At 42.2% G+C, this 23,981-nt stretch carries 20 protein-coding genes; 16 read left to right on the top strand and 4 right to left on the bottom strand.

From position 1 onward, the window contains the following. Nucleotides 1–118 precede the first annotated feature (118 nt). The gene (locus tag KKA81_15720; GenBank protein MBU2652376.1) at nt 119–1,900 is read left to right on the top strand and encodes a M14 family metallopeptidase; all 1,782 of its coding nucleotides are present in this window, start codon (nt 119–121) and stop codon (nt 1,898–1,900) included. Nucleotides 1,901–1,953: 53 nt separating this feature from the next. Then, nucleotides 1,954–3,567 carry a C69 family dipeptidase gene (locus tag KKA81_15715; protein MBU2652375.1) on the top strand — a complete coding sequence of 538 codons (1,614 nt, stop codon included), beginning with the start codon at nt 1,954–1,956 and terminating at the stop codon, nt 3,565–3,567. Nucleotides 3,568–3,726: 159 nt separating this feature from the next. Here KKA81_15715 and lipA read toward each other — a convergent pair whose 3' ends face one another. After that, complete coding sequence (gene lipA, locus KKA81_15710; protein ID MBU2652374.1) at nt 3,727–4,581, bottom strand: lipoyl synthase; 855 nt, start codon at nt 4,579–4,581, stop codon at nt 3,727–3,729. A gap of 126 nt (nt 4,582–4,707) precedes the next feature. Here lipA and lysS point away from each other — a divergent pair, with 126 nt between their 5' ends. The 3 genes from lysS to KKA81_15695 all read left to right on the top strand — a co-directional run bounded on the left by lysS (nt 4,708) and on the right by KKA81_15695 (nt 8,155). After that, nucleotides 4,708–6,267 carry a lysine--tRNA ligase gene (gene lysS, locus KKA81_15705; protein ID MBU2652373.1) on the top strand — a complete coding sequence of 520 codons (1,560 nt, stop codon included), beginning with the start codon at nt 4,708–4,710 and terminating at the stop codon, nt 6,265–6,267. Next, on the top strand, nt 6,257–7,006 hold the full coding sequence (locus KKA81_15700; protein ID MBU2652372.1) for a ubiquinone/menaquinone biosynthesis methyltransferase: 750 nt from the start codon (nt 6,257–6,259) through the stop codon (nt 7,004–7,006). Before lysS ends, KKA81_15700 begins: the two co-directional genes overlap by 11 nt. A 198-nt stretch (nt 7,007–7,204) precedes the next feature. Continuing rightward, nucleotides 7,205–8,155, top strand: coding sequence for a tetratricopeptide repeat protein (locus tag KKA81_15695; GenBank protein MBU2652371.1), 951 nt, complete (start codon nt 7,205–7,207; stop codon nt 8,153–8,155). Nucleotides 8,156–8,221: 66 nt separating this feature from the next. Here the strand turns inward: KKA81_15695 and KKA81_15690 are convergent, their stop codons facing one another. Next, entirely contained in the window at nt 8,222–8,416 is a 195-nt protein-coding gene (locus KKA81_15690) for a hypothetical protein (GenBank protein ID MBU2652370.1), read from the bottom strand. A gap of 373 nt (nt 8,417–8,789) precedes the next feature. On the opposite strand from KKA81_15690, the gene KKA81_15685 reads away from it, so the two are divergent. Next, nucleotides 8,790–11,879 carry a tetratricopeptide repeat protein gene (locus KKA81_15685; protein ID MBU2652369.1) on the top strand — a complete coding sequence of 1,030 codons (3,090 nt, stop codon included), beginning with the start codon at nt 8,790–8,792 and terminating at the stop codon, nt 11,877–11,879. On the opposite strand, the gene KKA81_15680 is transcribed toward KKA81_15685, so the two are convergent. Next, a complete protein-coding gene (locus KKA81_15680; protein MBU2652368.1) occupies nt 11,863–13,902 on the bottom strand; it encodes an agmatine deiminase family protein in 2,040 nt (679 codons plus the stop codon). The genes KKA81_15685 and KKA81_15680 overlap by 17 nt on opposite strands. A 116-nt stretch (nt 13,903–14,018) precedes the next feature. Between KKA81_15680 and KKA81_15675 the strand changes: the two genes are divergently transcribed. From KKA81_15675 to KKA81_15665, 3 genes are all read left to right on the top strand, one after another. Further along, nucleotides 14,019–14,231, top strand: a complete 213-nt coding sequence (locus KKA81_15675) for a twin-arginine translocase TatA/TatE family subunit (protein ID MBU2652367.1) — start codon at nt 14,019–14,021, stop codon at nt 14,229–14,231. 113 nt (nt 14,232–14,344) lie between these two features. Next, nucleotides 14,345–16,087: a LysM peptidoglycan-binding domain-containing protein gene (locus tag KKA81_15670; protein MBU2652366.1), complete on the top strand. Its 1,743-nt coding sequence runs from the start codon at nt 14,345–14,347 to the stop codon at nt 16,085–16,087. A gap of 46 nt (nt 16,088–16,133) precedes the next feature. Beyond that, a complete protein-coding gene (locus KKA81_15665) occupies nt 16,134–17,168 on the top strand; it encodes a DUF4837 family protein (protein MBU2652365.1) in 1,035 nt (344 codons plus the stop codon). A gap of 18 nt (nt 17,169–17,186) precedes the next feature. Here the strand turns inward: KKA81_15665 and KKA81_15660 are convergent, their stop codons facing one another. After that, entirely contained in the window at nt 17,187–17,612 is a 426-nt protein-coding gene (locus tag KKA81_15660; protein MBU2652364.1) for a hypothetical protein, read from the bottom strand. 166 nt (nt 17,613–17,778) lie between these two features. Here KKA81_15660 and KKA81_15655 point away from each other — a divergent pair, with 166 nt between their 5' ends. From KKA81_15655 to KKA81_15625, 7 genes are all read left to right on the top strand, one after another. Continuing rightward, nucleotides 17,779–18,390 (top strand): TetR/AcrR family transcriptional regulator, encoded by a 612-nt coding sequence (locus KKA81_15655; protein ID MBU2652363.1) that lies wholly within the window; start codon nt 17,779–17,781, stop codon nt 18,388–18,390. After that, the gene (locus KKA81_15650) at nt 18,387–19,700 is read left to right on the top strand and encodes a TolC family protein (GenBank protein MBU2652362.1); all 1,314 of its coding nucleotides are present in this window, start codon (nt 18,387–18,389) and stop codon (nt 19,698–19,700) included. The genes KKA81_15655 and KKA81_15650 overlap by 4 nt, the downstream gene beginning before the upstream one ends. A gap of 20 nt (nt 19,701–19,720) precedes the next feature. Continuing rightward, nucleotides 19,721–20,647: an HlyD family efflux transporter periplasmic adaptor subunit gene (locus KKA81_15645; protein MBU2652361.1), complete on the top strand. Its 927-nt coding sequence runs from the start codon at nt 19,721–19,723 to the stop codon at nt 20,645–20,647. A 16-nt stretch (nt 20,648–20,663) separates the two neighbouring features. Beyond that, nucleotides 20,664–21,146: a DUF2147 domain-containing protein gene (locus tag KKA81_15640; protein MBU2652360.1), complete on the top strand. Its 483-nt coding sequence runs from the start codon at nt 20,664–20,666 to the stop codon at nt 21,144–21,146. Nucleotides 21,147–21,150: 4 nt separating this feature from the next. Then, a complete protein-coding gene (locus tag KKA81_15635) occupies nt 21,151–22,053 on the top strand; it encodes an ABC transporter ATP-binding protein (protein ID MBU2652359.1) in 903 nt (300 codons plus the stop codon). 1 nt (nt 22,054) lies between these two features. After that, the gene (locus KKA81_15630; GenBank protein ID MBU2652358.1) at nt 22,055–22,786 is read left to right on the top strand and encodes an ABC transporter ATP-binding protein; all 732 of its coding nucleotides are present in this window, start codon (nt 22,055–22,057) and stop codon (nt 22,784–22,786) included. Between the two features lie 86 nt (nt 22,787–22,872). Continuing rightward, entirely contained in the window at nt 22,873–23,970 is a 1,098-nt protein-coding gene (locus KKA81_15625; protein MBU2652357.1) for an ABC transporter permease, read from the top strand. Nucleotides 23,971–23,981 lie beyond the last annotated feature (11 nt).

Genomic DNA, 23,981 nt, shown 5'->3' with positions numbered 1-23,981 from the left:
CCCAGCCCCCAGTACCCAGCCCCCAGTACCCAGCTCCCAGCCCCCAGCCCCCAGCAACTCTTTCTCATTCCCTCCCTATTTTTTATTTTCTTTCTATCTTTATCCCAAAACTATTTGTATGAAAATGTTCCTTAGCCTGATGTTAATCTGGGCTTGCTTATTTGGTTTTTCCCAGGAAACGGATTTACTGACCCATTACGAAAAATCAGGATACTTAGAAACTGCGGATTATGAAGAGGTAATTCGTTATAGTGAACTTCTCGCAGAGAAATCCCCTCAAATCACGTATCAGACTTTTGGTGTGAGTCCCCAGGGCCGGCAACTGCCATTGCTCATTGTTGATAAGGATGGATTGAGTAATCCCTTTGAAATTAAAAATACGGGAAGGATAATCCTTTTAATTGAAGCAGGAATTCACCCCGGTGAGGCAGATGGTACCGATGCCGCTCTGATGTTTGTTCGCGATGTTACACTGACAGGAAAACTGCCGGGTTTGCTTGAGAACATATCCATGATTGTTATTCCGGCTTTTAATGTGGATGGACTGGCGCGCTTTGGCCCCTTTAACAGGATCAATCAGAATGGCCCTAAAGAGATGGGATGGAGGGCAAATGCCCAAAACCTAAACCTGAACAGAGATTTCCTGAAGGCTGATGCACCGGAAATGCAGAGCTGGCTGAAAATGTTCAATTATTGGTTACCTGATTTCTTTATTGATTGCCATGCTACCGATGGTGCCGATTATGAATATGTTGCAACGTATATGATGGAAATCTTCGGAAATATGGATGAAGGATTAACCGCTTGGCAGCGTGATGAATATCTTCCCTGCATTGTCAGTGAAATGGATGATTCGGGTTATCCTGTTTTCCCGTACGTGAGCTTTCGCCGCTGGCACGATCCCCGTAGCGGTTTGGTGTCGGAAGCTGCACCACCCAGGCTCTCCCAGGGTTATTCCGCTATCCAGAACCGGCCAGGCCTGCTTATCGAGACTCATATGTTAAAACCTCATCGCCTTCGTGTGGAAGCAAATTACCATTTTATGAGACTTACTTCCGTTTACCTCAATGAAAATGGTAATATCCTGAAAGACCTGTTAATGAAAGCAGATGAGTTTGTTTCCTCCCCCGAATTCAGGAAAGATACGTTTGCCCTGAGATTTCATCACGATGAGAATGACAGCTCCATGGTAGAGTTTCGGGGAGTGGAATATACAATGGAAACAAGCGATCTTACCGGTGGAAACTGGTTTAAATATTCAGGAAAACCGGAAATTTTCACATTACCCTGGTTCAATAAACCCGTGATTACTCATAAAGCCATCCTACCGGAAGCTTATATCATCCCCCCCGAATGGACGGAGATTATACAGCGTTTGCCTCTGCATGGTATTGATTACCGTTTATTGGCTTCTGCTACAGAAATAGAGGTCTCCTCATACCGGTTTACTGCTCCCCAATGGAGCAGGAACCCTTATGAAGGTCGACATCCCCTCCAGGAATTTGAAAGCGAAATCATTATTGAAAAAAGAATCTTTCCTGCCGGTTCAGTTGTAATTGATATGAACCAGCGCACAGCCCGTGTGATAGCCAATATCCTGGAACCACGTGCTCCGGATTCATACTTATACTGGGGTTTCTTTGATGCAATCTTCGAACAGAAAGAGTATAGTGAAACATATGTGATGGAAGTCATGGCAAGGGAAATGCTCGCAAATGACCCGGATTTGAAGGAGGAGTTCGAAAAGTGGAAACAGGATAACAAGAATTTTGCCCAAAATCAATGGCTCCAATTGAACTGGTTTTATAGCAAAACACCATACTGGGACTGGAAGATGAACAAATATCCGGTAGGGAAGATCTTTAGCCGCAACATCCTGGAAGTTTTGAATTACCAATAGCCGGCAATGTATCCGGAACGAGCCTTATATTCATAATAAAACCGCTTAATCAAATGAAATATCTATTCTTATGGTTCTTCCTGGTCGTGGTTTACCAGGGTTTTTCATGTACAAATTTTATTGTAACCAAAGGGGCTTCCCGCACAGGCAGCACTTTCCTGGCTTATACCAACGACGCCGAATATCTTTATAACCTTTATACTGTTCCTGCTATGGATCATAAACCTGGCTCCAGGGTAGATGCAGGCCACGGTCATATCCCCATGAACGGGTTTATTGCCCAGCCTGAACATACTTATGCAACCCTGGGTTTTCATATGAATGAGTTCCAGGTGGCCATCGGGGAGACTACTTTCACAGGAAGGGAGGAGTTATACAACCATTCGAGGTTTCTGCGGTACGGGGATATGATGGCGCTTGCACTGCAACGGGCTAAAACAGCCCGTGAAGCTGTTCAGGTTATGATTGACCTGGTAAATGAATATGGCTATGGTACCGAGGGTGAGTCAATATCCGTAATAGATCCTGAAGAGGCCTGGATCATGGAAATTATTGGAACAGGTGATGGTGGAGATAGCGCGATTTACGTTGCTATGCGCATTCCCGATGGAATGGTTTGCGCTCATGCCAATAATGCCAGGATAGGCGAGTTCCCGTTGGATGACTCTGAGAATTGCCTGTATTCCCCCAATGTTATTTCCTTTGCCATCCGTCGTGGATATTATGACCCTTCCTCCGGCCGGCCTTTTCGCTTTAATGAGGTCTATTGCCCCGCTTCCGCCGAAAAACTCCGGTATAGCGAGACCCGCGTCTGGAGCATGTACCGGAGAGTGGCCCCATCGTTGAACCTTTCACCCGACTATCATCGCGGGGTTGAAGGTGCACAGAGATACCCGCTTTGGATAAAACCGGATCAGAAACTCGATATTGAAGACGTGTTCGCTGTCATCCGCGATCATTATGAAGGTACTCCCTTTGATATGACAAAAGGCCTGCAGGCCGGGCCCTTTGGGAACCCCAACCATTGGCGGCCCCTGGCCTGGCAAGTAGATAGCATTGAATGCGCCTGGGAAAGACCGGTCTCGACCTATAACACCTGCTGGTCGATGGTTGCCCAATGCCGCTCCTGGCTCCCCGATGAGGTGGGAGGAGTGCTCTGGTTCGGCTTTGATGATACTTTCTGGACTTGCTATCTTCCTGTTTATAACTCTGTCACAGAAATCCCGGAACCATACCGGAACGGGAACTTTCAACGGTTTTCCATGGATAATGCCTGGTGGCTTTTTAACCTCGTTTCCAATTATGCCAATCTTAAGTATTCGTATATGGCTGCCGATATGAAATCTATTCAACAGGAAACGGAAAAAATGTTCATCGATGAATTACAGGATTCCGATGAAAAAGCTCTTGCTTTGCTTAAAACCGGTAAAGGTGAAGCCTTGAGCTATCTGACCGGTATCACCGGTACAAGAGCTGCTTACCTTATGGACCGTTGGACTGAGCTGGCAGTCTTCCTGATTACGAAATACAACGATGGCTATGTGAAGGATGATAAAGGAAGGCCCCAGGAAACAGGTTATCCGGAAGAGTGGAGGAGAAGGCTGATCGGGGAAGAACCGGAAAAGTACGTTTTGCCGGGTTCGGGGGAGGAGAAGGTGGTTTATTAGAGGGGAGAGGGGAGAGGGGAGAAGGGAGAAGGGAGAAGGGAGAAGGGAGAGGTGAGAGGTGAGAGGTGAGAGGGGAGAGGGGAGGGTTATGAGTTATGGGTTACGAGGGTTTAGGGTTTAGGGTTTAGGGTTTAGGGTTAGGGGTTTAGGGTTAGGGGGTTAGGGGATGTGTTTTTCGGCGTGGTAGGAGGAGCGGACTAATGGGCTGCTTTCGACGAAACGGAATCCTTTTTCCAGTCCTTTGATCCGGTAGAAGTCAAATTTTTCAGGAGTCAAATATTCCGATACAGGAAGGTGTTCATGGGTAGGTTGAAGGTATTGTCCGAGGGTGAATACTTCACAACCAACTTCCAAAAGATCATCCATGGTTTTCAGAATTTCTTCTTCTGTTTCTCCCAAACCGGCCATAATACCTGATTTTGCCCGTATCCCTGACTGAGCAATAAATCGTATCACTTCCAGACTTGTGTTGTAATCAGCTACCGATCGTACCTGGGGAGTAAGCCTGCGTACTGTTTCCAGGTTATGGGAAATGACCTCGGGCGCTGCGTCAATAACTGTTTGAAGATCATGTTTATTTCCCCTGAAGTCGGGTATTAGCGTTTCAAGGGTAGTACCCGGACTTACTTTCCTGATGGCACGTATGGTAGCGGCCCAGATAGCTGCACCTCCGTCAGGCAAATCGTCACGGTCAACGGAAGTTAAAACACAATGTTTGAGCTTCATCAGCTTCACCGATTCAGCAACCCTCCTTGGCTCATCCCAGTCGGCAGGGGCTGGTTTCCCCGTCTTTACCGCACAGAATTTACACGAACGGGTGCAGACATCTCCGAGTATCATAAGGGTTGCGGTTCCCCGCCCCCAGCAATCACACATGTTCGGACATTGTCCGCTGGTGCAGATCGTATGCAATTTATGACGGTTCACGATCTCTTTTACCTGAAGATACTCTTTGCCCGCAGGTACTTTGATCTTAAGCCAGTCGGGTTTGGTCCGTTTCCTTTTTTCTTCCATCACTCAAACCATATTTTTTTGCAAAATTAACTTAATCCTGAAAAGTCAACCCGTGAATCTGTCAATAATAACCCCTACTGCCAATCGCTCGATGCATTTATTATCTTTGCAAAAATTTTCAAGATAATGATCAAACTGAGTGAACAGGAACAGATTAGGAGAAATGCTTTACAGGAACTGATCGATCTGGGTGTTAATCCTTACCCGGCAGATACTTTTGAAGTTAATTGCACTTCCAGAGATATTCTGGAGAGGTTTCCCGCAGATCAATCTTTATTCCAGGATGTTAGCATTGCAGGAAGAATAATGAGTCGCCGGGTTATGGGCGCTGCTTCTTTTGCTGAGATCCAGGATCAGACCGGCAGAATTCAGATTTATGTGAAACGGGATGATATCTGTCCCGGCGAGGATAAAACATTGTATAATACTGTCTTTAAAAGATTGTTGGATATTGGTGATATAATAGGGTTACGGGGATATGTTTTTATCACTAAAATGGGAGAGATCACCATCCATGTAAAGGAGATGAAACTGCTGGCCAAGTCGCTGCGACCTTTACCGGTAGTTAAGGAAACGGATGATAAAGTATATGATGCTTTCCGCGATCCGGAGCAGAGATACAGGCAACGCTATGTCGACCTGATCGTAAACCCGGAGGTGAAAGATACTTTCATGAAACGTTCACAGCTTATCCGTTCCATGAGGAATTTCCTGGAAGGAAAGGGATATCTGGAGGTTGAAACACCTGTTTTGCAGCCATTATACGGGGGTGCTGCCGCCAGGCCTTTCAAGACTCACCATAATACTCTTGATATGACCCTGTACCTGAGGATAGCCAACGAGCTTTACCTGAAACGTCTTATCGTTGGAGGATATGATGGTGTTTTTGAGTTTGCCAAAGATTTCAGGAATGAAGGTATGGATCGCTTCCATAATCCTGAATTTACCCAGATGGAGCTGTACGTAGCCTATAAGGATTATTCCTGGATGATGGACCTGGTGGAAGAAATGGTGGAAAAGATTGCACTCGATATCCATGGGTCGACAAACATCGTTACCGGTGAACATGTGATTGATTTCAAGCGGCCATGGAAGCGTTTTACCATGTATGAAGCGATTCAATCCTTTACAGGTATTGATATTTCCAGGATGAATGAGGAGGAATTGCGGATGACTGCCTCAAAACTTGGAGTGGAAACAGATCCTTCCATGGCCAAGGGTAAGATTATTGATGAGATCTTTGGGGAGAAAGTTGAGCCATTCCTGATTCAACCTACCTTTATTACCGACTATCCGGTTGAGATGTCTCCACTGGCAAAGAAGCACAGATCTTCCGAAGGACTGGTAGAGCGATTCGAGGCTATTTGCAACGGAAAGGAGATTTGTAATGCCTTTTCGGAGTTGAACGACCCGATTGACCAAAGAAAAAGATTTGAAGATCAGCTTGAATTAGGAAAAAGAGGAGACAAGGAATCCATGCTGCTGGATGAGGATTTCCTCAGGGCACTGGAGTTTGGCATGCCTCCCACGGCCGGCCTCGGAATTGGAATTGACCGGTTGGCTATGATCATGACCAACTCACCTTCCATCCAGGATGTGTTGTTTTTCCCCCAGATGCGACCCCGAAAACCTGCCGGTGACCAGGAACAGGAAGAATCTTCATCGAATAATGAAAATGAAGGATAGCAGAGCTTTTCAGCAGGATAAGAGAAATCCTGGGGAAGGCAGACCCTTGTACAGGATGTTCAACAGCATCCCACGCAGGTATGATTTCATGAATCGTTTGTTAACCTTACGATTTGATGAGATTTGGAGAAAGAAGGCAACCCGTTTTTGCCTGCAGGATGATCCGGGGGCAGTGATGGATCTGTGTACCGGTACCGGCGATCTGGCCGTCAGATTGGCCGGTAAAGCCAATAAACATACTAAAATCACTGCTCTTGATTTCAGCGAGAACATGCTTGAAATAGCTGCTGAGAAAGCAAAAAATAAAAAATTCGGTGACCGGATTGAATTTGTTCATGGAGATGCTTCCGAGATGCCTTTTCTTGATGAATCTTTTGATAGTATCGGAATCGCATTTGCCTTCAGGAACCTGACCTTTAAAAATCCACTGGGAGAAAAAGCAGTAGCCGAGGTTTACAGAGTATTGCGTAATGGTGGACGTTTTGTGATCACAGAAAGCAGCCAACCCCGAAATCCATTGATGATCTGGGTTTTTAGAAATTACCTAAAGCTTGTTGTCGACAAGTTTGGTGGAAAATTATCCGGTCATCAATCTGCTTATCATTATCTGGCCCATTCGGCCTTGAATTACTATCACCCGAAGGAGGTTGAACAGCTTTTAAAGAATGTTGGTTTTTCAAATGTTAAAAGTATACCCCTTATGGGAGGAATTGCAGCGATACATGTTGCAACAAAATGAACGTAAAAGCGTTGCTTATTTTGACATTTTTAGTTTGATACATATTTATCTGCATAGGGAGATATTAAAAAATAGTTTTCGGCTGCTATGTGACTTGCTACTTGCAGCATGCAACCGTACTCTAATCATTCCCTATACTCATTGAATATTTTTACATTTGCATACCAAAATTTAACAGTTTAATCTAAAATTTACATTATGAAGTATTTGCGAGTTATTTTTTCTGCATTATTCGTCGGAGTGGTATGGTTTTCTTTTGGCCAGAGCCTGAACGATGCAGGAACGGCTTTTAATGAAGCCATTCAGTTACAAAAAGACCAACAAAATGATCAGGCAATTGAAGCATACAAGAAATGCATTGGCATTGCAAGTCAATTGGGGCCGGAGGGCGATGACCTTAAAATGAAATCACAAACCCAGCTTTCCAACCTTTTCCTGAGTAAAGGTATAGATGCTTATAAATCAAAGGACCCGGATAACGCTATCGTTTTCCTTTCAGAATCATATAATTATGCCGAAACCACTGGGGATACAGATGGAATGCAAAAAGCAAACAAGATGCTGGGCAGCGTTTTTTCATATAAAGGTAAACTTGCGCTGAAAGAAAAGGATTTCAACGCATCCATTGATTTCCTGAATAAAGCCATCGGATATAATCCCGATACCGATTATTATTATTACCTGGTTTATGCCTATTCGAAGAACGATGACGAAACGAATATGAAAGCTGCAATGGATAAACTGATCGAAATCGGTGGCAATGATAATGAAGATGTGGTTAAAGCAAAATCAGTTGTTTCTAAGTTTTATCTGGCAAATGCCGTTGATGCTGCCAAAAAGCAGGATTATAACAAAGTTATTGAGATTGTTAACACAGGATTTGCTTATGACGATAAGGATCCAATGGCTTATTATTACCTGGCTGTAGCCCATAACAGTCTTAATCAGTATGATAAAGCCATTCAGGCTGCTGAAGCAGGTATTGGGATGGAAAAAGAAGATGCCTCCAATTTCTTTTTTGAAGCCGGAAAGGCATACGAAGGATTAGGAAAGAATGATAAAGCCTGTGAAAATTATAAAAAAGTAACGCAGGGTCCTAACCTGGAAGCTGCTAAATATCAGATTACAACAGTGCTAAAATGCCACTAATCCATTAAAAAAGATATTAAAAATCACCCGCAATTTTGTGGGTGATTTTTTTTCCCTGATTACCAGCTATTTTAAATAAAACGATTTATTACTGATTATGGTGAATAACCTCAGGGCATTTTGATCCAGCATTTCGAAAAAATACACTTTATTACCCTTGCGGTAAACATCCATATCAATATTTGAAATCTGGCTTTTTCTCAATCCAAACTGTCGAAGTTGTTTGGCTGAGTAGATTTCATCTTTTATAAGACCCGGCATAATGAACAATTTTTAGCGTAATTCAATCTCAAATCTTATGACGGCACTAAAATAAGCAATTTTGAATTGAGAAGCAATCCATATGACCCAAAATCAGTATAATTTTTTATTAACAATCGTTGTTTACACGTAGTATCCTTCCGTATTTGACGTGAGAAAACGAATATTCGTTCTTATTTACTTATACATTACAATAAATTAAACTCCTCTTAACAGTGAGGCTCCTGAAATAAGTGAACTTTGTTCCGGAAAATGGGAAACAAAAACCGCTAAAAATAATCCCACCATTTGATTTTGGTTAATACTTGTATTTGGCACAGGATTTATCCTGTGCTTTTTTTATTATTGTTAATGGTAAATTTATAATTTTGCCGTGGTAAACTTTATCCGGGATTGTCCGTATAAGTTTCTTGATCTTATAACTTATGAAACCTCCAAGCCGGTTTCACAAACTTTTATTACGCTGAATTTGGGTTTTTTAATTAAAATACCGGGTTTGTTTTCCTGCTTCCTGTTATTGAGCATATGGGCAGTTGTCTTTCCTTTGAAATCAATATCCCAGGAATCTGTCCCCTATCTTGAGGAATACATAAGCGATAAGCCGGAAAGGGAAAAGCTTGAATCGATATTTCAGGCTTCGGTATCTCCCCTGGATCGTATCAGAGCACTCAACAAACTTGCAATTGCATACAGAAGACCGGATCCCAGGAAAGCTGCCGGGTTTATAAAAACCTCCCTGGAAGTAAAAGGGCTGGATGAAGAGAACCTTGATGTTGCCGAGTCATATAACATCCTGGCGAATATTTATTTCGATCAGGGTAAGTATGGGAATGCTCTCGATAACTACTCCAAATCGATTTCCATTTGTGAGCGATATAAAGATAACAACAGGGTTGCCCATAATTATAATGATATTGGTTATGTATACCATACCCAGGAAATCTATGATCTTGCAATCCGTAATTACCAGCGGGCTGCCAAAGCTTTCATTGTGGAGGAGAAGGATGATGACCTTGCTATTACATACAATAACCTTGGCCAGACCTATCTTGCCCTTAACGAATACAATCTTGCCGAGGAATATTTTATAAAGGCACTAGAACTCAGACAACGTAAAAAGGACTCTGTTCTGATCGCCCATTCCCATACTTATCTGGGCTTACTCGCCGAAAAGAAAGGCGAACCGGAACATGCCCTTGAACTATTTAATCTTTGTCTTAGGGTATTCCACCGTTATAATGATTACTGGTTAGAAGCCCATACCAGTAATTATCTGGGAAACCTTCATTACCGTGAAGGGTTTTACGACAAAGCCCTCAAGAACTATCAGCAGGCCCTTATCCTGTTTAAAAAGTCTGAATCAGTTCTCGATATAGCAAATACTTTGATTTATATTGGCGATGTCAAGTTCATGGACCATGATCTGATTGAAGGACTTGCTTATGCAAGGAATGCCCTCAACATAGCCATGGAATTTGATCTGCTTACGGTTAAGGAGGCTGCTTATCTCCTCTTGTCGAATATTTACACGGCTGCCGGCGATGAGAACAAATCAATGGAGTTCTATAAAAAGTATTCCCAGGTGAAAGATTCTATTTTTAGCAGGAATTTTTCCAATGCCATTGCAGAGACTGAATTCAAGCAGGCTTCAGTTCGTTTTGAGGAAGATATGAGTGCCCTTGAAAAGGAAAACCGCATGGAGAGACTGGTAGTGATATTTGCCGTTATTATTTCTATACTGCTCCTGGTATTTAGTTTTATGCTTTTCTGGTGGAACAGGAATCAGAAAAGAGCTAATGCCCTCCTGAAGGAACGTAGCCAAATACTTAACAGGACTTTGAAAAACCTTGCCATCAGTGAAGAAAAGTACAAATCTTTGTTTTCCAAAGCCAATGATGCTATATTCCTGATGGATCATGAAATCTTCATTGATTGTAACGACAAGACCCTGGAGATTTTCGAATGTGAACGGGAAGATATTGTAAGTAAATCCCCCGGGACCTTTTCCCCCGAATTCCAACCCGATGGAACTCCCAGTGTGCTAAAAGCTGCGAACCTCATAGAAAAGGCTATCCAGGGTGAACCCCAGCGCTTTTATTGGCTTCATAATAAAAAGAATGGGGCCCGTTTTGATGCCGAAGTATCTCTTAGTACAGTAACGCTTGAAGAAAAGACTTTCGTTCTGGCCATCGTTAGAGATATTTCTGAACAGAAAAAAGCTGAAACCGAATTGATCATTGCCAGAGAAATTGCCGAAAAAGCTACGAAATCGAAAACAGAGTTTCTGGCTAAAATGAGCCATGAAATCCGGACGCCCCTCGGTGGAATCATTAGTACCGTAGATATTTGCGCGGATTCAGGATTGAACGACAAACAAATGGAATTGCTGGGAATAATTAAAACCTCTGCCAACAGCCTTCTGAGCATTGTCAATGAGATCCTTGATTTTTCCAAAATAGAATCTGGTCGTATTGAATTATCAATGCGCACTTTCTCATTAAGGAGTTTCATTCGCGAAATCGTTGCTGTGAACAAGATCATTGCGAACGAAAAAGGAATAGGCTTTCAATATAACATTGGTAATAATGTCCCTGATATTGTTAAAGGAGATGATTTCAGACTTGGGCAAATCCTCTCCAACTTTGTTTCAAATGCACTGAAATTTACGTTGGAAGGTGAAGTGAAAATCAATGTTTTCCTGATCTCAGAAAATAAAAATACCCTGAGGATCAAATTCGAGGTTATTGATACCGGTATCGGTATTGCTGAAGAGCAGTCAGAAAAACTCTTCAAAGAGTATTCCCAGGGAGATTCAAACATAAGCCGGACTTATGGAGGAACAGGGCTTGGTTTAACCATTGCAAAAGGACTGATACAACGGATGGGAGGACAGATCGGCGTGGAAAGCATCCTGGCTAAAGGCTCTACTTTCTGGTTTATTGTTGAACTGGAGACCGGTAATAAAAATGAGCTGGTAGAGATCCAGAATACAATAAAGACTGAACAAGCGGTGAAAGTGCCTGTAAGTCAAAAGGTCCAAAATATTCCTGAAGAAAAAACAAATAAAACTTCGAGGTTTACTATTTTACTTGCCGAAGATAACCCTATCAACCAAAAAGTTACACAAATCAACCTTAACTCGCTCGGGCATGATGTTGAAGTTGCCGGTAACGGTTTGATCGCACTCGAAAAATATAAGGAAAAGCATTTTGACGTCATCCTGATGGATATTCAGATGCCTGAGATGGATGGTCTCGAGGCCACGGTCAAAATCAGAGAGTTTGAAAAAGAAAATCCCGATAGATCGCGTGTAAAGATTATTGCCCTGACTGCTAACGTATTATCCAAAGAAGCAGAATCATGCTATAAAGCCGGTATGGATGACTTTATCAGCAAACCCTTTAAACCTGAAGATCTGAAAAGAGCTATTGAGGGAGATTCCTCAACTAATTCAGCTGGATAATCTTACGCGTTTCCAAATGATTATTCGTTTCTATCCTGAGAAGATATATGCCATTATCAGGATAATTTCCGGTAAATAACTTATTCCATGGGAATGTATAGTCACCGGGTTTCAGATTTCCAAGTGAATGAATCTCCAGTATCTTAGCTTCCGAAGAAAATAAGGTTACCTGTACGTCTGAGGTTTCATTAATAGTGAAAGAAACCTGTGTTTGTGATGTTACAGGATTGGGATATATATTCAGGTTGATGCCATTGTTTGTAATGTGCTTTTCATTAAGTCCTGAAACCAGTATACTATCTACAAGTATGAATACCTGATGAGTTTTCATTTCGGTTTCAACAAACAATGTATCCTGAAGGAAGCCCGGCATCATATCGAGTGGGATACCGATCTGTACATTGAGCGACAGGGTATCTCCAGGTTCCATCAGATAAGGAAAACTTACCTGGAAGGGATCTATCCACCAAAAGAACGGATCCCATCCTTCATTGTTGATGTTTGTGATATAGATATCGGAATCGCTTTCGTTAATAGCCATGGCAATCTGACCATCGATGCATTGCATATAATCGGTATAGATCAACGAATCCGGTGTTACCGTCAGTTCAGGAAGCGGGTTTCCGACAAAGAACACATGGGGATCTGCTGCACCGATATAAGGATGTTTCTTATTTCTCCCTGATTCATCAGCGGCATATAGGTAATAAGATATTTTGGAGCCTGTAGGTTGGGTTGGAATGAACCCGGAATAGGTTAAATCATCCTGATGAAATAGAGGTACGGAGTTGTAGAAGCCTCCATTGACACGGTAAAATACTTTCAGTGAGTCTGAATAGAGCGGTTCATCGCTGTAAGGGATGATTTCTGCGGTGATTTCAAATGAATCATACTGGGGGATTTGCCCATAAAGCGGGTAATGACGAATGTACAGCATACCCAGATCGGCAACACCTTTGGTACGGCAATGCAGAGCATCGGTGTTTTCCCAGCCATAGCCCCCATCAGTTACACCAATCACTTCATAACCCGGCATGGCGTCTTCGTAAACATCCAGTGCTGCCTGGTCGTGTGTGCTGCCTGTGATGGGAACGAATACTTTTTTATTCAGAATGAGGGAGTTGGTGTAGGGAGTGGTTTGCCCGTTCCCCGGAGTAAATACCCTGAATACTTCATACGGAGTGCCGTAAGAACTGATACTCTGCTCAAAATAATCCGCTACATATTCGAAATCCGAATATCGGGGATCGCTGCTGGGAACCTGTCCGATAAGTACTTTGTCAATATCAAGGAATTTACCCCAGCAGTCAATATGTTTGATGTATTCGCCCAAAGGATCAAGTATTATATGGTATGTATGAACACCGAGATAATTCAATACCTTGCCGTTGATCTGTGTTAGAGTCAGCTGGGGATTCTCTTCTATTACCAGATCAGACGAAGCAGCAATTCCCATTCCATCGCACATATAATTGCCGCCGGTGCTGATAAGTTCCATTCCGTAAAGCTCAATATCATAATACTCGGCAACCTCAATAGGAATATCATTATCGTTGGGCCTTGGACGGTTATATGGGAAGTTGCAAACACCTATTTCATTGTTCCCATTGACCACGAACCATGGACCGTAATCCCTTGTCCAGTAAGAATCTGTGGATGCATGCATGAACTCAACGTGGTTCATGTTTACCCCTGCCGACTGGTATTGGCCCCTGACTGTGTTTTCCTGCGACTGATTGGCAACAACGGTCAACACGGTGCAATCTTCAGACATTTCTTTTATCAACGACATGGGGATGCCAAACGGATACCGGATCAAAACGGCCTGCATGTGCTCAAATTCGGCAACCATCCGGACAGGACCCGCCGGTGGAAGAGTTGGATAAAAATCACGGTCTATCTGGTCCTTAATTAACTCCTCTTCAGGAGTCATATGGTGGGTCAATGAAGTGTTCTGCCCTGATATCGACGATTGGATCAGTAAGAAGAATACAGTTAGAAGTAGTAAATAATTGCGTTTCATGCTTCAGGTATCATTTATGAATACTATTTTGCCAGTCTGGATTGTACAAAAATAAATTAAAATTGTAATTGAAAATACTATCTTTGTACAATTCAACCTGATAAAGAAATTAACACATGAACCTTTTTATACTTTTGGGCATGATCGGCCCATGGCAGATAGTACTGATCGTCGCTATTGTCCTCCTCCTGTTTGGGGGAAAGAAAATTCCCGAGCTTATGAAAGGGATAGGTAAAGGTGCCAGGGAATTTAAAAAAGGACTTTCCGGTGAAGATGAGGAAAAGGATAAGGATAGTGGCACCGATACCAAAAAAATTGAAAAGCCGTAATTTTTCCTCCTGATTGTTTATCCGTATACATTTTGTATCAAGCGGATTTTTTTATGTACGTAACAATTTTTACACAGGATTTCTGTTAATTGAAAAGCCCAAATACACTGTATATGACAAGTTTCAGACTCCCCGGTGTTCTATTACTGCTTATTATCTTATTGCCTTTTTTTTCACGGGCATATGTACCACAGGACGACACGCTGATGGTTTCCGATACCATATACAGTCCTCTTTTTGCTCCCGATACCCAGGCTTTTGTTATTGATACAAATGAAAACGGGCAATTGCTGATCAAAGATTCTCCAATCATTGGTATGCTGGATACCCTGATACATATAAAATATTTTCAGAATCATCCTTTTACAACCGACACACAGCAACTCAATATTTACGGTTTTACAGCCAATGAGATCCCTGCCTATCCTGATTCAATTTACAGGCAAAGAATTGCGTTGCTGAATCAAAAAACACCCATAGAACTGGTTTACAATCAACAGGTAAAAAACTATATTGATTTATATGCGGTTAAAAAGAGGGAGCTGACTTCCAGGATGCTTGGTCTGGCAGAACTATATTTTCCCATGATAGAGGAACAATTGGACCGTTATGGGTTGCCACTGGAGCTAAAATACCTTGCCGTTGTAGAATCTGCTTTGAATCCGACAGCCGGGTCACGAGTGGGAGCCAAAGGCTTGTGGCAGTTTATGTATGGTACAGGAAAAGTGTACGGATTAAAAGTCACTTCATACGTTGATGAAAGGTTTGACCCGGAATTGGCTACCGTTGCTGCATGCCAGCACCTCAGAGACTTATACGACATTTACGAAAACTGGTCGCTGGTTATGGCTGCCTACAATTCAGGAGCGGGAAATGTGAACAAGGCAATTCGGAGAGCCGGTGGTACTAAAAGTTATTGGGCTATATGGCCATATCTGCCGCGTGAAACCAGAGGGTATGTGCCGGCCTTTATTGCAGTTACATACATTATGAATTATGCCCCTGAACACAACCTGTATCCCGTTGACCCCGGTATACTTTACCATGGCACGGATACGATCAGGGTTAAAGATGTTCTGGCTTTCGATCAGGTCAATGAACTGATCGGTGTGCCAATGGAAGACCTCAGATTCCTTAATCCTGCTTTTACAAAAGGAGTTATCCCCTTGTCTGAAGATAAATCATATTCCCTGCGGCTTCCTAAAGAATACATTGGTGATTTTATTAATAACGAAAAAGCAGTATATGCTTATAAAACAAAAAAAGGCATAGAAAAGGAAAAACTGTTGGCTGAAATTAAGAAAGCTCAGGAAAGGACCATGCATACAGTTAGATCTGGTGAAAATCTCGGACTCATTGCCCGAAAATATCATGTATATATCAGTCAGATTCAGTCATGGAACAATCTCAGGGGAACAACCATTTATCCCGGTCAAAAATTGATTGTTTATCCTTCGGCTCCCTATAATCCTTCGGTAACCTATGCATCAGCCCAGGAAGTCTCCGAAACCAAACCAAAATCCAGTGATTACCATGTTGTAAGATCAGGGGAGAACCTCGGACTTATAGCTAAGAAATATCATTGTACAACCCAGGACTTGCAATCATGGAACAATCTTAAAAACAGTACAATCTATCCAAACCAAAAACTTAGGGTGAGCCGACCAACAGCCTCTGCATCTACAGGAGGAAAGCAATATGTTTACCATACGGTTAAAAAGGGAGATACCCTCTGGGAGATCGCTAAACAATACGACGGTGTTACTGTAACCCAGATAAAGCAATTGAACAATATCACCAATGCCAAAAAACTGAAAGTAGGGCAGAAAATCAAAGTTGCAGTCAGGCAATCCTGAAAAAAATAAATATCTTAGCGATATTCAATCTTAAAATATTCTAATTATGAAGTCCAGGAACCGAATTTCGTTGGCTTTATTGCTAACCATGGCTTTGGGGTTTACCATGACATCCTGCATGAACGAAAAGCAGGGTAAAGACCGATCAACCGGGAAGACAAATGAGATACTCGTTGTTACAGATACACGCCAACAATGGGAAGGAGCTTTAGGAGATACCATACGAGCTTTCTTCGAGAAGGAAATGCCCGGACTTCCTCAGCCGGAACCTTTGTATAACCTGTTAAACGTATCATCGGGAGATTTTAACAAGACTTTTAAAAAATTGCACAGCGTATTGATCATTACTGTCGATCCATCTGTGAATGAACCTGTGGTTGAAATGAAAAAGGATGTTTGGACTTCTCCTCAACAGGTTATTAAAATGACGGTCAAAGACATGGACTGGTTTAATTCTACCTTCCATCAGTATCGTGATGTTTTCCTGAAACTATTCAGCGACCTGGAAACTCAACGTACCATTCAGTATTTTGATATGGCCAAAAGTATCCGGCTTAAAGAGTTACTGATGGATAAATTCGGATTTTCACTCGATATTCCAGGAGGGTTCAGTATTATGAAAGATGCTGATGGTTTTTTATGGCTGCAGCAATCGGTTCATAAAGTGAAAGAAGATATACATATGGGGATCATTATTTATGAACAACCTTATACGGATACGTCGGCCTTTAACCCGGATAAGATCATTGAAAGAAGAGATTCCGTGACCATGTTATATGTGCCAGGTCCTTCAGAGGGATCATATATGGTTGTATCTCGAAAATTTATCTTACCGAAAACAATGACTACTCAAGAATATATTACGGGCTATGCTGCCGAGACCCGAGGCCTGTGGATGGTAGTGAACGATTTTATGGGAGGACCTTTCTTAAGCTATACGTTCGTTGATCCCAACAATGAAACCATTATTACTCTAGATGGTTATGTTTATAATCCCAACGGTATGAAAAGGAATTTCATCCGCCAACTGGAAGCTATCTTCAATACATTGAAGTTTACAGGTAAACCCATTGAAAAATAAGCAATTGCTTTTAATAGCTTATTCCTGCAATTCAGCTTTTTCGTAAATCACCGTAATTACGCCAATTCCGGTGTTATTAATATTGGTGATCCGGCCATCTTCCAGGATGCCAAGGGGTGAGTATTCGGGATTGGAGCTGTTGTCGAAACGAATCTTTATCATCCTTTCCGAATCATCATATAACCACCCGCCCGAATAAGAGTTACCGGAAGTGACTATGCTCATAGAATTGTTTTCATAAAATTCAAAATGTACTGAACGATAATTCTCCAGTACACTTTCGAGAGCTTCCGGTCGGATTGAAGCAGTATCAATATCCGTGATGACGTCTGCAACCTTCCATGTCCCCACCAATTCACTTTTTATGTTGCTCCCACATCCTGAAATTATAAGCAGTAACAAAGCCACAAGCCCTGATAATTGAAAAAATGATTTTGTTCTCATGAATTAGCTATTAGGAAAGGCAAATGTACAAAAGGATACAGCGGACTAAAAATTTTTTTTAAAAAAAACTTGACAAACCCATTTTAATTGTCGTAAATTTGACCGCTTGGTTAAACTAAATGGTTAAATCAAATAGTTAAATCGAAGAGTTAAATCAAATGGTCAAATGACAGCACAGGAACACAACAGAGAGCAAATCATTCTGGACGCCGCGAGGAAGGTCTTTATGGAAAAGGGTTTTGACGGGGCGACCATGCAGGATATTGCCGATGAAGCAGGGATCAACAAGTCATTGCTTCATTATTATTACCGGAGTAAGGATAAGCTTTTCAGAAAAGTTTTCCTGGAGATGTTCAAATTGTTTACTCCAAAATTCGGAGAGATTTTTCTTTCCGATAAGCCAATATTTGAAAAGATCGAGGATTTTGCCGGGCATTACATTGAAATGATGATACAAAATCCCCAGATGCCTGCATTTGTCCTCAGGGAGATTACAACCAATCCACAGAGTCTTGCAGATGCAGTGCTTGATACCGGTGTCAAACCCGAATTTATGGTGAAGGCGATTAAGGATGAAATTGACAAGGGAAACATCCGGGAGATTGATCCCCGACAGTTATTGGTAAACCTGATCGGTTTATGTATTTTCCCTTTTGCAGCCAAACCATTGCTTATGAGGGTTTTATTTGGCGGTAATGAAAATGCTTACTCAAAATTCCTTCAGGAAAGAAAATCGGAAGTCCCGAAATTCATTAACCAATCCATTAAAAAGAAATGAAATCGTTATTATATATTGCAGGTCTATTGCTTGCCATCACCGGCAATGCCCAGGTCCCGGACACTCTAACCCTGGATGTCTGTCACGATCTGGCTGTTAAGAATTACCCACTTACAAAGCAATATGCATTATTGGATTCCAGGAAGGATATCCAGATACGTTCACTTAATACCCAGTATCTGCCACAGGTTCAAATGAACGGACAGGCTTCGTATCAGTCGGATGTTACCAAGGTGGAGGTGATAATTCCGGATATCGTGTTACCTCCTCCCATCGACGTGACCATTACTCCCACGCAGCCGGAGACTCCTGACTTATCAAAGGATCAATACAAGATATCGTTGGATGTTTACCAAATGATTTACGACGGGGGGATCACAGCGAGGCAAAAAGTGATTGAATCGTTGAATATGGAAATAGACAAGCAAAAAATCACCGTAGATCTTTATTCATTGAAGTGTAATGTTTCGGATGTTTATTTCAACATACTGCTGCTTCAGGAGAACGAAAAACTTCTGCATGTAATGAAAGATAAGATCGGGGAGAAGATCAAGGAATTGGAGAGCGCGGTAAAGTTTGGTGTAGTGCTCGAATCAGAAAAGGATGTTTTGCTTGCCGAACAGTTAAAAGTTGAGCAACAGATAACCGAGGTAAGAGAAACCCGAAGGGCGTCTGTGGAGGCTCTGGGAGAGTTGATGGCGGTTGAATTGGCGGATGACATTACGTTAAACTTGCCAAATCCGGGAATCCATACTCCGGAATTTCAAAACCTCAGGCCGGAGATTACCCTTTTTGACCTTCAGAAAAACCGTATTGATGCCTCCAAAAGGGTAATTACGGCAAAATGGACCCCGCGTTTTTCAGGATTCGGACAGGTAGGATACGGACGACCTGCCCTGAATTTCCTGAATAATGATTTCGACGACTTTTATATCGTTGGTGCACGAATGAGCTGGGAACTCTGGAACTGGAACAAAAATAAAAAGGAAAAGCAGGTACTTGACATTCAGACCGGTATCCTGGATACACAAAAAGAAGCTTTTGACCGCAATATCAGAGTGGCTGCAAAGCATGATCTTGCCGATATAAGGAAATATGAAACTCTGATCAGGGATGATCAGAAGATCATTGTTTTACGGGAAAAAATCGTGGCTACTGCTTCAGTCCAGCTTAATAACGGCGTAATTACGTCAACCGATTATATTACCCGTTTAAGCGATGCCACCCAGGCCAGAATTGCCATGCAAACCCATCATATCCAGTTGATCCGTTCAAGGGTCAACTATCTTGAAACTATTGGAAATCTTTAACATTATTAATACCATACTCTATGAAATCATATTTCAGATATCAAAACAAGGTCTTGTTTTCCTTCCTGATCATTGCAAGCTCTGTCATGTTGTGGTCCTGTAACGGGAATAATGACCTGTCTGACGCTTACGGAAATTTTGAAGCCGTGGAAGTGATCGTCAGTTCTATGGCTCAGGGTACAATCCTGAAAATGGATATTTCCGAAGGACAACTTTTGCAAGAGGGCCAGTTGATTGGTTGGATTGATACCACGGATCTGGTTTTGAGAAAAGAGCAGCTTCAAAGGCAACGATCTTCGATTTCTTCGAGAATTGCCAATGTTAATGCACAAATCAAGGTGCAGGAACAACAACTGAAGAATACACTCACCGATCATCAAAGAATTCAGAAACTCTTTGCTGAGGGAGCTGCTACGCAGAAGCAGTTTGATGATATTAACGGGGCGGCTGACCTGGTAAGGGAGCAGATCTCCGCTACCAGAACACAAAAACAGGGAATCAACGATGAGATTGCTGCCATGGACATGCAGATCCGGCAAGTCGAGGAGATGATCTCTGATTGCTATATTGTTAATCCACTGAATGGTACTGTTTTGACAAAACTGACCGAAGAAGGAGAAGTGGCCAGCTATGGCAAACCACTGTATAAAATTGCTGATCTTGACATCCTGAAACTAAAAGTTTATGTCAGTGGAGCTCAGTTACCCAATGTTCGTCTGGGACAAAAAGTGCAGGTTTTGGTCGATCGCGATGAGAACTCCAACAGGGCATTGGATGGCACGGTAAGCTGGATATCGGAGTCGGCGGAGTTTACCCCTAAAACCATTCAAACCAAGGAGGAAAGAGTAAATCTCGTTTATGCCGTAAAAGTGGACGTGAAGAACGATGGAAGTCTGAAAATCGGTATGCCCGGCGAGGTTAATTTCGTACATTCGGGCAATAATTAACCAAAACCCTTTACATATGAAAAAGATTGGATTCATTTCTTTGATGCTGGCAGTCTTCGCATCGACACAGGTTTTCGGACAAACGTATCAGGAAAACGATGTATGTGGATTATGGCTTAACCAGGACAAGGATGCGCACATTAAAATCTACCGCGATGGAACAAATTTCCTCGGAAAGATCATTTGGATGAAGAACCCCATTGACCCGGAAACGGGAAAACCCAAACTGGATAAGAACAATCCAAAAGAAAACCTTCAAAGCAGACCATTGGACGGTCTGGTCATTATCCGTGATTTTACCTGGGATGCCGATGACCAGGAATGGGAAGACGGAGAGATCTACGACCCTAAGAACGGTAAGACATACAGTTGTGAAATGAATCTTGAAAACGAGAACACTCTTGAGGTAAGAGGTTATGTGGGTTTTTCCTGGATAGGAAGGACAGTGGTTTGGACCCGGCTTGAAAACTCACCAGGCCTCGAAAAATATCCTGATTGATACCATGAACCATTCTGTTGAAATTACAAATCTTTACAAGGGATATGGTGAGGTGAAAGCCTTGCAGGATATTTCCCTCACCATTAATCCCGGTGAGCTCTTCGGGCTGATCGGCCCTGATGGAGCCGGTAAATCCACCCTGTTCCGGATCCTGGTTACTCTTTTGTTACCGGATTCGGGAAAAGCCATTGTTGAAGGTTATGATACAGTGGATGATTACCGTGAGATCAGAAAGATCGCCGGTTATATGCCCGGAAAGTTTTCTCTTTACCAGGATCTGTCGGTAGAGGAAAATCTTAAATTCTTTGCCAGTATCTTTAAAACCACAATTCAGGAAAATTATGACCTGATCAGGGATATTTACCAGCAGATTGAGCCTTTTAAAACAAGGCCTGCCGGTAAGCTGTCAGGAGGAATGAAACAGAAACTGGCCCTTTCCTGTGCACTGATACATAAACCCAAAGTGCTTTTCCTGGATGAACCTACAACCGGTGTTGATGCCGTTTCCAGGAAGGAATTCTGGGAAATGCTGCGAAGGTTGAAGGAGAAAGGGATCACCATTGTCGTTTCTACACCATATATGGATGAAGCAAGTCTCTGCGACCGTGTCGCCCTGATTCAGAACGGTAAGATCCTTAGCATCGATACTCCATCGGAGATCATAAGCCGCTATGACCATCCATTACTGGAAGTAAAATCTGACCGAATGTATGAACTAATCCAGGATCTCCGGGAGTACCCAAATACACTGTCAGCATACCGCTTCGGAGAATTTATCCACTATACTCCCAAAGAGGAAGAAGAATATGAACTCCTGGAAAAATACCTGCAGGAGAAAGGACATAAGGATATTATTATCCGCTCAATTTTACCGGTTATTGAGGATTGTTTTATGGCACTGATGTAAAATGAAGAATAGCGAACCCATCATTGAAGCAGTTGACCTTACTAAAAAGTTTGGAAGTTTTGTAGCCAACGACCACCTTACTTTCACTGTGAAAAAAGGTGAGATTTTCGGTTTCCTGGGTGCCAATGGTGCCGGGAAAACAACGGCTATCCGAATTTTGTGCGGGTTATCAAGACCTACTTCCGGTAAAATTACCGTGGCAGGCTTCGATGTATATCGTGAAACGGAAGAGATAAAAAAGAACATTGGATATATGAGCCAGAAGTTCTCTCTTTACGAAGATCTGACCGTAAAGGAAAACTTCCGCTTTTATGGAGGCATCTATGGCTTGAGCCTGAAACAGATACGACAGCAGACAGATTTTTACCTTGAAAAACTCGGATTAACAACCTCAGGTGATAAAGTGATCAGTAGTTTGCCCCTTGGATGGAAGCAAAAACTGGCATTCTCTATTGCCATTATCCATAACCCTCGTATCGTTTTCCTGGATGAGCCTACCGGCGGTGTTGATCCCATCACTCGCCGGCAATTCTGGGATATGATCTACGAGGCAGCCAACAGCGGTATCACTGTTTTCGTAACTACCCATTATATGGATGAAGCTGAGTATTGCGAAAGAGTTTCTATTATGGTGGCAGGAAGAATTGAAGCACTGGATACCCCGGAAAGGCTGAAAAAGAAATATCATGCATCAAGCATGGATGAGGTTTTCTTAAAACTGGCCAGAGGCTAATAAGCAATGAATAATGAACAATGAACAATGAATAATGGCCTGGTGGGGGTTTGTTGGAATGAATTTAATTTGTGAAAGTTATTTTTATGAGAGGTTTTATTATAAAAGAGTTTTATCATATTTTCCGGGATTACCGGTCGATGCTGATTTTATTCGGTATGCCGGTAGTGCAGGTGTTGTTGTTTGGTTTTGCCATTACCAATGAGATCAAGGATGCTAAAATTGCTGTCCTGGATTATTCAAAGGATTATATAACGCAGGAGATCACAAATAAAATCACCTCATCCGGCTATTTTATCCTGGAAAAGAATCTGGAAAATGAAACCCAGATCCATGAAGAATTTCGCAAAGGGAATATCAAGCAGGTAATAGTATTTGAAAATGACTTTGCCGGGAAACTTGAGAAGGAGCATAATGCAGGAATTCAGATACTTGCGGATGCATCTGATCCAAATACGGCAAACCTGCTGGTAAATTATGCTTCCGGGATTATCCGTACCTATCAGATGCAAAAATTTGGCAATACCGCCCTCCCGGTGCAAATCGACATCGAGACTAAGATGCTTTACAACCCTGAGTTGAAAAGCGTTTTTATGTTCGTTCCCGGAACCATTACCATCATCCTTATGCTGGTATCTGCCATGATGACCTCCATTTCTATTGCCAGAGAAAAGGAATTGGGAACCATGGAGGTGTTGCTGGTTTCCCCCCTTAAACCATTACAGATTGTAGTGGGTAAAGTACTTCCCTATGTTGTGCTTTCATTTGTCAATGCAATTACAATATTATTGATGGGTTTCTTTGTGTTTGGCATGCCTGTTATGGGAAGCGTGGTTTTACTGCTTGCAGAGAGTCTGTTGTTCATAATAATGGCACTTTCATTGGGTATTTTTATCTCAACGGTATCCAGTACGCAACAACTGGCTATGATGTTGTCGATGTTTGCTTTGATGCTACCAACCATCTTACTTTCAGGATTTATCTTCCCTATAGAGAACATGCCCGATATCCTGCAGTGGCTTAGTCATCTTATGCCTTCGAAATGGTTCATCATTATTGTGAAAGACATTATGTTAAAAGGTGTCGGATTGGCTTATGTGTGGAAGGAAACATTGATACTGGTGGCTATGACGCTCTTCTTCATCCTGCTTTCGGTAAGGAAATTTAAAATCAGATTGGAATAATTTTTTTTCAG

This window comes from Bacteroidota bacterium (genome assembly GCA_018831055.1).
GTDB lineage: Bacteria > Bacteroidota > Bacteroidia > Bacteroidales > B18-G4 > M55B132.
The sequence above is the reverse complement of the archived record's forward strand: the minus strand, read 5'-3'. Positions and strand labels throughout refer to the sequence as shown.

What these genes read in the sequence shown, in the direction of transcription:
- KKA81_15700 (MBU2652372.1), top strand. Translation starts at nt 6,257, where the DNA reads ATGAAGGATAGCAGAGCTTTTCAGCAGGATAAGAGAAATCCTGGGGAA.
- KKA81_15680 (MBU2652368.1), bottom strand. Translation starts at nt 13,902, where the DNA reads ATGAAACGCAATTATTTACTACTTCTAACTGTATTCTTCTTACTGATC.
- KKA81_15655 (MBU2652363.1), top strand. Translation starts at nt 17,779, where the DNA reads ATGACAGCACAGGAACACAACAGAGAGCAAATCATTCTGGACGCCGCG.
- lysS (MBU2652373.1), top strand. Translation starts at nt 4,708, where the DNA reads ATGATCAAACTGAGTGAACAGGAACAGATTAGGAGAAATGCTTTACAG.
- KKA81_15670 (MBU2652366.1), top strand. Translation starts at nt 14,345, where the DNA reads ATGACAAGTTTCAGACTCCCCGGTGTTCTATTACTGCTTATTATCTTA.
- KKA81_15665 (MBU2652365.1), top strand. Translation starts at nt 16,134, where the DNA reads ATGAAGTCCAGGAACCGAATTTCGTTGGCTTTATTGCTAACCATGGCT.
- KKA81_15660 (MBU2652364.1), bottom strand. Translation starts at nt 17,612, where the DNA reads ATGAGAACAAAATCATTTTTTCAATTATCAGGGCTTGTGGCTTTGTTA.
- KKA81_15695 (MBU2652371.1), top strand. Translation starts at nt 7,205, where the DNA reads ATGAAGTATTTGCGAGTTATTTTTTCTGCATTATTCGTCGGAGTGGTA.
- KKA81_15650 (MBU2652362.1), top strand. Translation starts at nt 18,387, where the DNA reads ATGAAATCGTTATTATATATTGCAGGTCTATTGCTTGCCATCACCGGC.
- KKA81_15640 (MBU2652360.1), top strand. Translation starts at nt 20,664, where the DNA reads ATGAAAAAGATTGGATTCATTTCTTTGATGCTGGCAGTCTTCGCATCG.
- KKA81_15635 (MBU2652359.1), top strand. Translation starts at nt 21,151, where the DNA reads ATGAACCATTCTGTTGAAATTACAAATCTTTACAAGGGATATGGTGAG.
- lipA (MBU2652374.1), bottom strand. Translation starts at nt 4,581, where the DNA reads ATGGAAGAAAAAAGGAAACGGACCAAACCCGACTGGCTTAAGATCAAA.
- KKA81_15675 (MBU2652367.1), top strand. Translation starts at nt 14,019, where the DNA reads ATGAACCTTTTTATACTTTTGGGCATGATCGGCCCATGGCAGATAGTA.
- KKA81_15690 (MBU2652370.1), bottom strand. Translation starts at nt 8,416, where the DNA reads ATGCCGGGTCTTATAAAAGATGAAATCTACTCAGCCAAACAACTTCGA.
- KKA81_15720 (MBU2652376.1), top strand. Translation starts at nt 119, where the DNA reads ATGAAAATGTTCCTTAGCCTGATGTTAATCTGGGCTTGCTTATTTGGT.
- KKA81_15625 (MBU2652357.1), top strand. Translation starts at nt 22,873, where the DNA reads ATGAGAGGTTTTATTATAAAAGAGTTTTATCATATTTTCCGGGATTAC.
- KKA81_15630 (MBU2652358.1), top strand. Translation starts at nt 22,055, where the DNA reads ATGAAGAATAGCGAACCCATCATTGAAGCAGTTGACCTTACTAAAAAG.
- KKA81_15715 (MBU2652375.1), top strand. Translation starts at nt 1,954, where the DNA reads ATGAAATATCTATTCTTATGGTTCTTCCTGGTCGTGGTTTACCAGGGT.
- KKA81_15645 (MBU2652361.1), top strand. Translation starts at nt 19,721, where the DNA reads ATGAAATCATATTTCAGATATCAAAACAAGGTCTTGTTTTCCTTCCTG.